Source organism: Rathayibacter tanaceti, from assembly GCF_009834165.1.
Classification (GTDB): domain Bacteria; phylum Actinomycetota; class Actinomycetes; order Actinomycetales; family Microbacteriaceae; genus Rathayibacter; species Rathayibacter tanaceti.
Window position 1 is genome coordinate 971,413 of the sequence record NZ_CP047186.1, and the last position, 11,675, is coordinate 983,087.

Here is an 11,675-nt window from a genome sequence, read left to right on the forward strand (position 1 = left end):
GGATGGAGGCATGCCGCCGCTCCTCGCCGCTCGCCGTGATCGTGACCGGGAGCCGCTCGCCGGCTCGATGGTCTCCGTGCGCGGCGTCGCCGTGCGCTCGGCCGAGGCCTATCTGCTCGCTCCGCTGTCGCTGACGGTGGCGGCGGGCGAGCGGGTAGCGGTGACCGGGCGCAACGGCACGGGGAAGACGACCCTCCTGCGCGTGCTCGCGGGCCTCGTGCGGCCGACCGAGGGCTCCGTCCAGGTGGCCGGCGGCGTCCCCGATGAGCGCTCCGCCCGGCACCGCCGTGCAGTCGCGTTGATCGGGACGCCTCCCTTCGAGCGTGATCTCACCCTCGAGGAGCACCTGGCGATGGTCGCGGTCTCGTGGGGGTCGACGGTCGCCGCGGCGCAGCGGAGCGCCTCCGCCGGACTCGACGGGCTCGGGCTCGCCCCGCTCGCCCGCCGGTTCCCGCACGAGCTCTCCTCCGGCCAGACCCAGCTGTTCTCGCTCGCCCTCGTGCTCGCGCGGCCGTGCTCTGTGCTGCTGCTCGACGAGCCGGAGCAGCGGCTCGACGTCGAGCGCGTGCCGCTCGTGGCCGAGGTGCTGCGGCGGGTCGCGGGCGAGCGCGCGCTCGTGGTCGCGACGCACAGCTCGCTGCTGATCGAGGGACTCGGCGCCCGAGTCGTCGAGCTGGGGCGCCGGTGAACCGCGTCTGCGCTGTTCGGGCGCTGCACCGTGGTCGGGCCGGAGCTCGCGCCCGGCCGCGCGCCTACGCGGCGTACCTGGTGGCGATGACGGTGATCGTGGTCGTCCTCCCCGTCGGCCGGGCGCTGGCGATCGCCTCCGCCGAGCTGGGAGCGTCAGGCGTGCTCGATCCCGCCCCCGCGGTCGCGGCGGTCGCCGGCCTCGCCCTGCCGGCCGTCGTCGTCCTCGGCAGGGTGCGCGGTCCGGCCGTGGGCGAGCCGCACACCACCGCCGTCCTGCTCGCGACCGATCTGCGGCGCTGGCGGGTGCTCCGGCGTCCGGCGCTCACCGCGACGACCGCGCTCGCGCTCGTTGGAACGGTCGCCTCTGCGCTCGTTGCTCTCGCGGCGGCCGCACCCGTCGGGCCCGCTGCGATCGGAGGCGCCGCCTTCTCGGTGCTGCTCGCCCTCGCCTGGCTGGCGGGGCAGTGCCTCCCGGCGCGCCTGCCCGCGGTGCTCGCCGCCGTGCTCACTGCCGTCGCCGTGCTCGGCCTGCTCGTGCCTGCCGTGCTTCCGGTGCTCCCCGCGGGTCTGGTCGCCGCGGCCGTCGCCGGGCGGGAGCCGGTCGGTGCCGTCGTCGCGCTCGTCGCGCTCGCCGTCGCCCTCCTCCCGGCTGCTCCGCGGATGCTCGACCTCGCCCGCGGTCCGCTGCTGCTCGCGCAGGCCCGCCAGTGGTCCTCGACCGCTCGACTCGGAGCGACCGGGGATCTCGCCGACTCGCTCAGCGGCTATCGCGCTCTGCCCAGCCGGGGCCGGCGGCTCAGGGCGGTGAGGGTCGCCCCGTTCGCCCTCGCCGTGCCGGTCCGCGACGCGATCGGTGCGCTGCGGACGCCGGGACGCTCGGCGTCCGCGCTGGTCGCTCTGGGTGCTGCTGGAGCCGCCGTCGTGCTGGCCGCGGTCGTCCCGTCCGCCCTCCTCGCGGTGCCCGCGGCAGCCGCGGGCGTGCTCGCCTATCTCGGGGCGGGGGTGTGGAGCGACGGGTTCCGCCATGCGGCGGCGACCGCGGGCCAGCCGGCGCTCGTCGCGCCGCCGCCCTTCGAGCTGCTGCTCCTGCACGGGTTGCTGCCGGTCGTGCTCGCGGTCGCAGTCGCCCTGCTGGGCGCACTGTCCGCCTCGCTGCTGCTGCCCGGGTCGGCGCTGCCGGTGGCCGCAGCCAAGGCCGTGGTCGCTGTCGCGGCCCGCGCGATGGACGCCACCCGCGGTCCGCTGCCGCCGAGTCTGCTCGGGCCGGTCCCGCTGCCGTTCGGCGACGGTGCGGGTGCCGTGGTGCTGCTCTGGAATCTGGCGGGTGTCCTCGTCAGTGCGGCGGCGGCGGTGGCGCTCGCCTCCGCGCCCGCGCTGGTAGCGGGGGTACCGCTCGTGGCGGCCTGCTGCCTCCTCGTCGCACGCCGTCGCCTCGCCCGCGCCTGAGGCCGGGGGCTGACCGTTGCCCCGGTGCTCGTGCCCGATCCGCCCGCACCCGGATGCGAGGATGGCCGGGTGACCGCGCATCCCCGGCTCGACGAGCTCATCCGCACCGTCCACCTCCTTCGCGCTCCTGGCGGCTGCCCGTGGGACGCCGAGCAGACCCACGAGTCGCTCGTGCGCTACCTGATCGAGGAGTCGCACGAGCTGGTCGACGCCATCGAGGCGGGAGATCGGGCCGATCTGATCGAGGAGCTCGGCGACGTGCTCTACCAGGTGCTGTTCCACGCCGATCTCGCCGCCGAGAGCGCGGAGCCCTTCACCATCGAGGACGTCGCGGAGCACATGAACGCCAAGATGATCGGCCGGCACCCCCACGTCTTCGGTGACGCGACCGCCGAGACCGCCGACGACGTCATCGCGGTGTGGGACGAGCTCAAGCGCACCGAGAAGCCGCACCGCACCAGCGTGCTCGACGGCATCCCGCAGGGCATGCCCGCCCTCGCGCTCGCCGACAAGGTGATCGGCAAGGCGACCACGCTGGGCATCGTCGACGCCGGCCAGGGGCCGCTGCCCATCGAGTCGGAGGAGGATCTCGGCCCGCTGCTGCTGGCCATCGTCGCCTCCGCCCGCGCTCAGGGACTCGACGCCGAGCGTGCTCTGCGCACCGCCACCCGCGATCTGCAGGACGAGATCCGCGCCGTCGAGCAGGAGCAGCGCGAGGGCTGACGGCGACGCGCCGTCAACTGAGAGCCCACCTTCTCCACGAGGTCGGAGGAGACCCGTTCCGGCTGACGCTGCGCTCCAGCCATCGCCGACTCGCCCCGGCCGATCTGGGAGAATCGCCGTCATGGCCTCCCCGATCACCCCACCCCGCGGCATGCGCGACTTCCTCCCCGCCGACAAGGCCAAGCGCGAGCACGCGCTGGGCGTGATCCGCCGCGTGTACGCGGCCCACGGGTTCGACGAGATCGAGACGCCCGTGGTCGAGGACTTCGACCGCCTGCACTCCGGGCTGGGCGGCGACAACGAGAAGCTCGCCTTCAGCGTCCTGCGCCGCGGACTCACGCGCGAGGACCTCGCGGCCGCCGACGATCCCTCCTCCCTGGCCGACCTCGGGCTCCGCTTCGACCTCACTGTGCCGCTCGCCCGCTTCTACGCCTCGCACCGTGCCGAGCTGCCGACGGTGTTCCGCGCTGTGCAGATCGCCCCGGTCTGGCGGGCCGAGCGTCCGCAGAAGGGCCGGTACCGCCAGTTCGTGCAGTGCGACATCGACATCATCGGCGAGCCTGGGCAGCTCGCCGAGGTCGAGCTGATCACGGCCACGGCGGATGCGCTCGACACCCTCGGGCTGCGGGACTGCACGATCCGCATCAACGACCGCCGCATCCTCCTCGGGATCCTCGAGCACTGCGGCTTCGCCCCCGAGCGCTTCGATCCCGCCCTCATCTCGATCGACAAGCTCGACAAGATCGGCGCCTCCGGAGTGGTCGCTGAACTCGAGGCCGACGGCCCCGACGCCGCTGCGGTGCTCGGCGGCTACCTGGCCCGCATCGAGGCCGCTGTCGTGGCCGGGGGAGTGGCGCTCGAGCAGTCCGCGATCCTCGACGTGCTGCCCGAGGGCGTCGACCCGGAGGCGGTGCTCGCCCTCGAGACGCTCGCTCGCTCCCTCCGTTCGCTGCCCGCAGGCGTCTCGCTCCGCTTCGACCCCACCCTGGTGCGCGGCATGGGCTACTACACGGGGACCATCTTCGAGATCGCGCACCCCGCCTCCGGCTCCTCGGTCGGAGGCGGCGGCCGGTACGACGGGATGATCGGCCGCTTCCTCGGACAGGACGTCCCGGCCTGCGGCTTCTCGATCGGCTTCGAGCGGATCGTCGAGCTGATCGAGCCGGCAGAGTCCGCCCGGGCCGACGCCGTGGTCCTGGTGCACGAGCGCGACGCCCCGCCCGAACTGCTGCTCGCCCTCAAGCAGGAGCTGATCGCCGCGGGGGCGCGGGTGCGACTGGAGCGCCGCTCGAAGAACCTCACCCCGCTGCTCGACCGGGCGGCCGCCGCCGGGTTCACCCGGTTCGCGCTCGTGCCGCGCGACGCCACCGCGCTCGGCGATGTGAGCTTCAAGGAGCTGGCCTGAGGGTCGCCGAGCCGGGCTGATCTGAGGAGGGACTCAGACGATCCGTCGGTGGATCGGGTCCCGATGGTCGGATCCTTGTCGGATCCGTGAGAGCCTTAATACCCGCGAAATCTGCGGACACACCTGAGAAATCTCCCGAGGTTAGCGTCGAGGCACCCGATCGGCGCGGCTTGGCGCGCCTGCACGGGCACATCGACGCGACCCCGCGCACCGCACCGCAGCAGCCCCGACGATCCCACCCGAGGAGTCCCCCTTGACCCTGTCGCCCCTCCGCTCCGCTCCGCACTTCGACCGCCGCAGCCTCCTCCGGATGGCGGGCGTGGCCGGCCTCGCGATCGGCGGTTCCTCCGTCCTCGCCTCGTGCGCCTCCGACTCCTCCGGTGCGACGGCCGCCGACGGAGGCGACCTCGGCACCCTGAAGGTCCAGCTCTCGTGGATCAAGAACGAGGAGTTCGCGGGCGAGTTCTTCGCCGACTCCAAGGGCTACTTCACCGACGCGGGCCTCTCCGGCATCACGCTCACCCCCGGCCCCTCGACCGGAGTCGCCGAACTCCTCTCGGGCAGCGCCGACGTCGCGCTGAGCGACGCGGTCTCGATCGGCACCGCGATCGCCCAGCAGGAGGCGCCGCTGAAGATCCTCGGCGCGACCTACCAGAAGAACCCCTTCACCGTCCTCTCGATCAAGACCGCCGGCAACATCGCCACGCCGGCCGACCTCGCCGGCAAGAAGATCGGCGTCCAGGCGTCGAACACCTCGCTCTTCCAGGCGCTCCTCAAGGCGAACGGTCTCTCGGAGTCCGACCTCACCGTGGTCCCGGTCGAGTACGACCCCTCGGTGCTGGTCAACGGCACCGTCGACGGCTTCATCGCCTACCTCACCAACGAGTCGATCACCGTCGCCGCCGAGGGTTACGAGGTGGTCAACCTGCCGTTCGCCGACAACGGGCTCCCGTTCGTCGCCGAGACCTTCTCGGTCACCGAGCAGGCCATCGCCGAGAAGCGCGAGGCCCTCAAGGCGTTCCTCGTCGCCGAGATCAAGGGCTGGACCGACGCCGTCAATGACCCGGAGGCGGGCGCCATGCTCGCCGTCGAGAACTACGGCAAGGATCTCGGCCTCAACGAGGAGTCCTCCAAGAAGGGTGCCACCATCCAGGCCGAGGAGCTGGTCGTCTCGGACGAGACGGCCTCGAACGGCCTGTTCACCATCTCCGAGACGCTGCAGTCCGAGACCATCGCGTCCCTCGCGGGCGCCGGGATCGACGTGACGGCCGAGGACCTCTTCGACCTGACCCTCCTCGCCGAGGTCTACGACGAGAACCCCGAGCTGCTGAAGTACTCGGCCTGATCCAGATCCACGAAGGGCACCACTCGTGACCGACACGACCGACGCCGGCACCCTGCGCGATCAGGGTGCCGGCGGCACCGGCATCCAGATCCACGGCCTGTCGAAGACGTTCCGGATGGGCTCGCGCAGCGTCGCCGCGCTGCAGGACACCGACCTGCACACCGACCAGGGCAGCTTCCTCGCTCTGCTGGGCCCGTCGGGCTGCGGTAAGTCGACGATCCTCCGCATCCTCGCCGGCCTGGAGGAGCCCACCGCCGGCTCGATCCGGGTCGACGGTCGCACTCCGCAGGAGCTCCGGCGCGACAACAAGCTCGGCATCGCCTTCCAGGACCACGCGCTCCTGCCCTGGCGCAGTGTGACGGCCAACATCCGGCTGCCCTTCGAGATCGCAGGCTCGCCGGTCGACCAGTCGTACATCGACGAGCTGATCGACCTGGTGGGTCTGCGCGGCTTCGAGAAGGCCAAGCCGGCGCAGCTCTCGGGAGGCATGCGCCAGCGCGTCTCCATCGCCCGCTGCCTGATCCTCAAGCCCGAGGTCCTGCTGCTCGACGAGCCCTTCGGCGCCCTCGACGACATGACCCGGCAGAAGCTCAACCTCGAGCTGCTGCGGATCTGGACCGAGAAGCCCGCGACGACACTCCTCGTCACGCACGGCATCTCGGAGGCGATCTTCCTCTCCGACCGCGTCGCGGTGATGAGCCCGCGCCCCGGCCGGGTCAAGGAGATCATCGACATCGACCTGCCCCGCCCGCGCACCCCCGAGATGCAGCGGACCCCCGAGTTCCACGCCTACGTCGACCAGGCCTCCGAGCTGCTGTTCGGCGACGGCGGCGCGGCCGCCGACGACCACTAGGAGTCCCGTGGCCACCACGCTCCCCGCAGCCCCGCGCCGCGCCCTGTCCCTCCCACCATGGCTCACGGGCCTGATCGGCGTGGCCGCGATCGTCGCCGTCTGGTGGATCGTGGCGCTCGTCACCGCTCCCACCGGCGCGGCGACCTACGCGCCGGTCCCCACTCCCGTGCAGGTCGTCCAGACCGCGATGGAGGACGGTGCCGGCTTCTACTGGCGCAACTTCTCGGTCACGATCGGCGAGGCCGCAGTCGGCTACTTCTGGGGCAATCTGATCGCGCTCGTGCTCTCGGCGCTCGTGCTGGTCCTGCCCTGGCTCGAGGGGGTCGTCTCGCAGCTCGCGGTCATCACCTACTGCGTGCCGATCGTCGCCATCGGCGCGATCGTGCTGCTCATCCTCGGCGGCGCGGACGCGCCGGGGAAGGCGAGTCCCACCGCGATCTTCCTCGCCGGCCTCTCCGTCTTCTTCACCACGGTCGTCGGCAGCCTGCTCGGGCTCAAGGCGGCCGACAGGGCGGCGCTCGACGTGGTCACGGTGTACGGAGGCTCGCGTTTCACCCAGCTGCGCAAGGTCCGCCTGATCGCAGCGCTGCCCAACATCCTGTCGGCGCTGCAGATCGCGGTGCCCGCGGCGTTCCTCGGCGCGATCCTCGGCGAGTACTTCGGCAAGATCGAGACGGGCGTCGGCCCGATCCTGGTCGCGGCGCAGGTCTCGCTGAACTCGCCCCGCGTCTGGGCGCTGTTCCTCCTCTGCGCGGGAGTCGCGCTCCTCGGCTACGGCATCGTCGGAGCGATCGGGCGCCTCGTCGCGCCCTGGTCCTCCGGAAAGCGGGCATGACCATGACGACCACCGTCCCCGACCGCACCGAGCAGTCCACGGCCACGTCGATCCTCGCGGTCGACGAGCTGCGGCGGCAACTGCGGACGGCCGCTCTCGGCGCGACCCTCAAGACCGTGCGCAAGAGCCTGCTGGTGGCTCTGTCGACGGTCGTGATCGTGCTCGCGATCTGGATCGCCGTCGTCCTCTTCAGCGGGGTCTCGCCTCTCGTGGTCAAGGGCCCGTGGGACGTCTGGGAGCACCTGGTCACCGACGCGAAGGCGGCCGACCACCGCGCGGAGCTCGGCGGCCTCTTCGCCGTGACGATGGGCGACGCGCTGATCGGCTTCGCGGCCGGTCTGGTCGTGGCGATCCTCGGCGCAGTCCTGTTCCGTCTGTCCAAGGGCCTCGAGCACGCGCTGATGCCGTTCGCGATGCTGCTGCGCTCGGTGCCGCTGATCGCGATGGCGCCGCTGATCATCCTGGTCTTCGGGACCGGCTCGGTCGCCTCCGTCGCTGTCATCGGCGGGATCGTCGTCCTGTTCCCCGCGCTGGTGACCATCGCCTTCGGCCTCAACAGCGCCTCCCCGCAGATGCTCGACGTGGTCGCGGTCTACGGCGGCAGCACGTTGACGGCGATCCGGAAGGTCGCGATCCCCGGCTCCCTGCCCTCCCTCTTCGCCGCCATCCGGATCTCGGTGCCGGGAGCGATCACGGGAGCGCTGCTCGCCGAGTGGCTCTCGACCGGAGACGGCATCGGCGGCGCGATCAACTCCTGGTCGGCCCAGGCCCGCTTCGCCGACGTGTGGTCGGCCGTCGTGCTCGTGACCGGCGTGTCGCTCGTGCTCTACATGCTCGTGCAGGTGCTCGAGACCTTCGTCCTCTCGCGCATGTCGCTCGCCCTGAGCTGATCCGGCGCCCCTTCGACGGGCCGCCGGGGAGAGAGGTGCGGAACGCGGCGACGGGGCCGCGTCAGACGGTGACGATCGCGTCGACGCGATGGCCGGCCAGCAGATCGCGCCCACCGAGCCCGTCGAGCTCCATCACGACGGCGATCCCCTCGAGCCGCCACCCGGCGCGCTCGATCAGCCGACGGCTCGCATCGAGGGTTCCGCCGGTGGCCAGCACATCGTCGACGAGCAGCAGCCGGGACCCGCGCGGAGCGGCGTCCTCGTGCACCTCGAGCGTGGTCGTGCCGTACTCGAGCGTCGCCTGCTCCTCGAGCACCGCGCGCGGCAACTTGCCGGGCTTGCGGATCGTCACCACGCCGAGCCCGGCCGAGTAGGCGGCAGCCGCAGCGAGCAGGAAGCCGCGGGCTTCCACCCCGGCGATCGCGTCGATCCGGCCGCGGTACGGCTCGATCAGCGCGTCGGCGACGGCGCGCAGAGCGTCGCCGTCACCGAAGACGGGAGTGAGGTCGCGGAACAGGATCCCCGGCTTCGGGAAGTCGGGGACGACGGCGGTGAGGCGGTCGACGAGGTCAGCGGCGGTCGTGGTCACGGGGAACCTCCGGGTCGGCGGGAGCACCGAGGGCCGTCCGGGCGATCGGGCCCTGGGAGTCTACGGCCGCCGGTGCGCCCGTCTGCCGGGAGGTGGTCAGTAGACTCCTTGCGACCGCTCCCGCCCTCCGGGAGCCCACCCGTCAAGAGGAGATAGTTGTGGCCCTTATCGAGGCAGTCGTCGCCCGAGAAATTCTGGACTCGCGGGGCAACCCGACCGTCGAGGTCGAGGTCCTGCTCGAGGACGGCGCGTCCTCGCGAGCGGCCGTTCCCTCCGGCGCCTCCACCGGCGCGTTCGAGGCGTACGAGCTGCGCGACGGCGACTCCGAGCGCTATCTCGGCAAGGGCGTGCAGAAGGCGGTCGACGCCGTCATCGACGAGATCGGCCCGGCCATCGAGGGCTTCGACGCGACCGACCAGCGCCTCGTCGACGCCGAGCTGATCGAGCTCGACGGCACCGAGAACAAGTCCCGTCTAGGCGCGAACGCCATCCTCGGCGTCAGCCTCGCCGTCGCGAAGGCCGCCGCGCAGTCGGCCGACCTCGATCTGTTCCGCTACGTGGGCGGCCTGAACGCGCACACCCTGCCCGTGCCGCTGATGAACATCATCAACGGAGGCGCGCACGCCGACACCGGTGTCGACATCCAGGAGTTCATGGCCGTGCCGCTGGGCGCCGAGTCGTTCTCGGAGGGCCTGCGCTGGGGCGTCGAGATCTACCACGCGCTCAAGTCGCAGCTGAAGAAGGCCGGCTTCGCCACCGGCCTCGGCGACGAGGGCGGCTTCGCCCCCGACCTGCCCACCAACCGCGAGGCGCTCGACTTCATCCTCAAGGCCGTCGAGTCGGCCGGATTCACGCCCGGCACCGACATCGGGCTCGCGCTCGACGTCGCGTCCTCGGAGTTCTTCGAGGACGGCGCCTACTCGTTCGAGGGCAAGAAGCTCTCTGCCGAGGAGCTCTCGGCCTACTACGCCGACCTCGTCGCCAACTACCCGCTCGTCTCGATCGAGGACCCGCTGGCGGAGGACGACTGGGCCGGCTGGACCCACCTCACCGAGACCATCGGCGACACGGTGCAGATCGTCGGCGACGACCTCTACGTCACCAATCCGGTGCGCCTCGCGAAGGGCATCGCCGAGAAGGCGGGCAACTCGATCCTGGTCAAGGTGAACCAGATCGGCACGCTCACCGAGACGCTCGATGCCGTGGCCCTGGCCCAGCGCAACGGCATGACGGCGATCCTCTCGCACCGCTCCGGCGAGACCGAGGACACGACCATCGCCGACCTCGCCGTCGCGACCGACGCCGGCCAGATCAAGACCGGTGCCCCAGCCCGCTCCGACCGCGTGGCCAAGTACAACCAGCTGCTGCGCATCGAGGAGATCCTGGGAGGTGCGGCCACCTACGCGGGTCGCTCCGCCTTCCCGCGCTTCTCGGCGTAGTCTCTCCCCGCCGGAGCGGCCCCGGAGCCCCGCACCTCGGTGCGGGCACCGGGGCCGCTCCTCGTCCCACCCCCGTCGCGCTCGAGGAGGCACCCGCCCATGGCCCGTCCGCCCCGCCGACCCTCGGCTCCCGGCAACGCGCCGCGCACCCCCTCGCCTCCCGTGAAACACGGGGGTGCGAAGGGCAGCGCGTCGGGCTCGAAGCCGTCCTCCGCGAAGCTGCCCTCGACGAAGGCCCCCGCAGCGAGGTCCTCGTCAGCGCCGTCGAAGCCCGCGGCGGCGCGCCCCGCCGCCTCCCGACCTCCGCGCACGAAGCAGCCGTCCGCCCCGCCGTCGTCGGCCTGGCTCGCCGGTGTCCGCGGCTCCGGCTTCACCCTCCTGGTGATGGGCATCATGATCCTCGCGGTCGTCGTCCTCGCCCCGAGCATCAAGAACTTCGTCGAGCAGCGCGCCGAGATCGCCGAATTGCAGCGTTCGGTCGATGCGGCCAAGACCCAGTCGCAGAACCTCGACGAGGAGCGCGGGCGCTGGTCCGATCCGGCGTTCATCCGGGCGCAGGCGCGCGAGCGGCTCTACTTCGTCATGCCGGGCGAGGTCAGCTACCTGGTGCTCGACGATGTGACCGTCGCGCAGCAGGACACGCAGGCCGCCAGCGACACCGTGCAGGAGACGAAGACCGACTGGGCCGGCTCGCTGCTCTCGTCGATCGCCGCGTCGGGACTGGGCGAGCCGACGACGGGGGAGCTCGCGCCGGCCCCCTGATCGGCCGCCGCGTACACTGGAGCGTCCTTCCGGCCGTCCATCCTCTGGAGCCCCCGTGACCACGCCCCCCTTCGATCCGCCGTCCGAGCGCGACATCGCGATCGTCTCCGCGCAGCTGGGCCGCCCTGCCCGCGACGTCGTCGGGATCAGCGCTCGCTGCATCTGCGGCGATCCGACGGTGGTCTCGACGAGCCCGCGCCTGTCGGACGGCACTCCGTTCCCGACCTTCTACTACCTGACCCATCCCGCCGCGACGGCTGCGATCTCGCAGCTCGAGGCGACGCAGGTCATGGTCGAGTACACCGCGCTGCTGGGGGAGGACGAGGAGGTGCGCGAGGCCTACGCCGCTGCGCATCGCGCCTTCCTGGCCGACCGTGAGAGTGTCGGGTCCGTCCCCGAGATCGCGGGCATCTCCTCCGGAGGCATGCCCACCCGGGTCAAGTGCCTGCACGCCCTCGCCGCGCACGCCCTCGCTGCGGGCCCCGGCGTCAATCCGATCGGAGACCTGGCGCTCTCCCGGGCCGACTGGTCGCCCGAGCGCTGCGCCTGCAGGCCTGTCGAGGACTGAGCGCCCCCAGCGCCGCGAAGACGCCACCACCGGCGTCCTCTTCGCTAAGCTCTTTCCCTGTCGGGGTCAGTGCTGCCACCCGCGTCGAGAGCGGGCACTTCGCGTTGAGTGGGGGTGTTCGCATTGTCCA

12 protein-coding genes are annotated in these 11,675 nt (G+C 72.0%); 11 read left to right on the plus strand and 1 reads right to left on the minus strand.

Features of this window, described 5'->3' with window-relative positions:
- The first annotated feature begins 10 nt into the window (after window positions 1-10).
- The 8 genes from GSU10_RS04595 to GSU10_RS04630 all read left to right on the plus strand — a co-directional run bounded on the left by GSU10_RS04595 (window position 11) and on the right by GSU10_RS04630 (window position 8,187).
- Window positions 11-688: an ABC transporter ATP-binding protein gene (locus tag GSU10_RS04595; RefSeq protein ID WP_236713654.1), complete on the plus strand. Its 678-nt coding sequence runs from the start codon at window positions 11-13 to the stop codon at window positions 686-688.
- Window positions 685-2,136, plus strand: a complete 1,452-nt coding sequence (locus GSU10_RS04600) for a hypothetical protein (protein WP_132504522.1) — start codon at window positions 685-687, stop codon at window positions 2,134-2,136. The genes GSU10_RS04595 and GSU10_RS04600 overlap by 4 nt, the downstream gene beginning before the upstream one ends.
- A 69-nt stretch (window positions 2,137-2,205) precedes the next feature.
- Window positions 2,206-2,859: a nucleoside triphosphate pyrophosphohydrolase gene (locus GSU10_RS04605; protein WP_199220826.1), complete on the plus strand. Its 654-nt coding sequence runs from the start codon at window positions 2,206-2,208 to the stop codon at window positions 2,857-2,859.
- Between the two features lie 121 nt (window positions 2,860-2,980).
- The gene (hisS, locus tag GSU10_RS04610; protein ID WP_068211902.1) at window positions 2,981-4,264 is read left to right on the plus strand and encodes a histidine--tRNA ligase; all 1,284 of its coding nucleotides are present in this window, start codon (window positions 2,981-2,983) and stop codon (window positions 4,262-4,264) included.
- Between the two features lie 253 nt (window positions 4,265-4,517).
- Window positions 4,518-5,609 carry an ABC transporter substrate-binding protein gene (locus tag GSU10_RS04615; RefSeq protein WP_236713640.1) on the plus strand — a complete coding sequence of 364 codons (1,092 nt, stop codon included), beginning with the start codon at window positions 4,518-4,520 and terminating at the stop codon, window positions 5,607-5,609.
- A 115-nt stretch (window positions 5,610-5,724) separates the two neighbouring features.
- Window positions 5,725-6,462: an ABC transporter ATP-binding protein gene (locus tag GSU10_RS04620; protein WP_068211910.1), complete on the plus strand. Its 738-nt coding sequence runs from the start codon at window positions 5,725-5,727 to the stop codon at window positions 6,460-6,462.
- A gap of 7 nt (window positions 6,463-6,469) precedes the next feature.
- The gene (locus GSU10_RS04625; protein ID WP_068211900.1) at window positions 6,470-7,297 is read left to right on the plus strand and encodes an ABC transporter permease; all 828 of its coding nucleotides are present in this window, start codon (window positions 6,470-6,472) and stop codon (window positions 7,295-7,297) included.
- The gene (locus GSU10_RS04630) at window positions 7,294-8,187 is read left to right on the plus strand and encodes an ABC transporter permease (RefSeq protein WP_199220827.1); all 894 of its coding nucleotides are present in this window, start codon (window positions 7,294-7,296) and stop codon (window positions 8,185-8,187) included. Before GSU10_RS04625 ends, GSU10_RS04630 begins: the two co-directional genes overlap by 4 nt.
- A gap of 61 nt (window positions 8,188-8,248) precedes the next feature.
- Here the strand turns inward: GSU10_RS04630 and GSU10_RS04635 are convergent, their stop codons facing one another.
- Entirely contained in the window at window positions 8,249-8,776 is a 528-nt protein-coding gene (locus tag GSU10_RS04635) for an adenine phosphoribosyltransferase (RefSeq protein WP_068211898.1), read from the minus strand.
- A gap of 158 nt (window positions 8,777-8,934) precedes the next feature.
- Between GSU10_RS04635 and eno the strand changes: the two genes are divergently transcribed.
- The 3 genes from eno (at window position 8,935) to GSU10_RS04650 (ending at window position 11,545) form a co-directional block, all read left to right on the plus strand.
- A complete protein-coding gene (gene eno, locus GSU10_RS04640) occupies window positions 8,935-10,215 on the plus strand; it encodes a phosphopyruvate hydratase (protein WP_068211896.1) in 1,281 nt (426 codons plus the stop codon).
- A gap of 99 nt (window positions 10,216-10,314) precedes the next feature.
- Window positions 10,315-10,977: an FtsB family cell division protein gene (locus tag GSU10_RS15485; RefSeq protein WP_236713639.1), complete on the plus strand. Its 663-nt coding sequence runs from the start codon at window positions 10,315-10,317 to the stop codon at window positions 10,975-10,977.
- Window positions 10,978-11,032: 55 nt separating this feature from the next.
- Window positions 11,033-11,545, plus strand: coding sequence for a DUF501 domain-containing protein (locus GSU10_RS04650; protein ID WP_068211894.1), 513 nt, complete (start codon window positions 11,033-11,035; stop codon window positions 11,543-11,545).
- Window positions 11,546-11,675 lie beyond the last annotated feature (130 nt).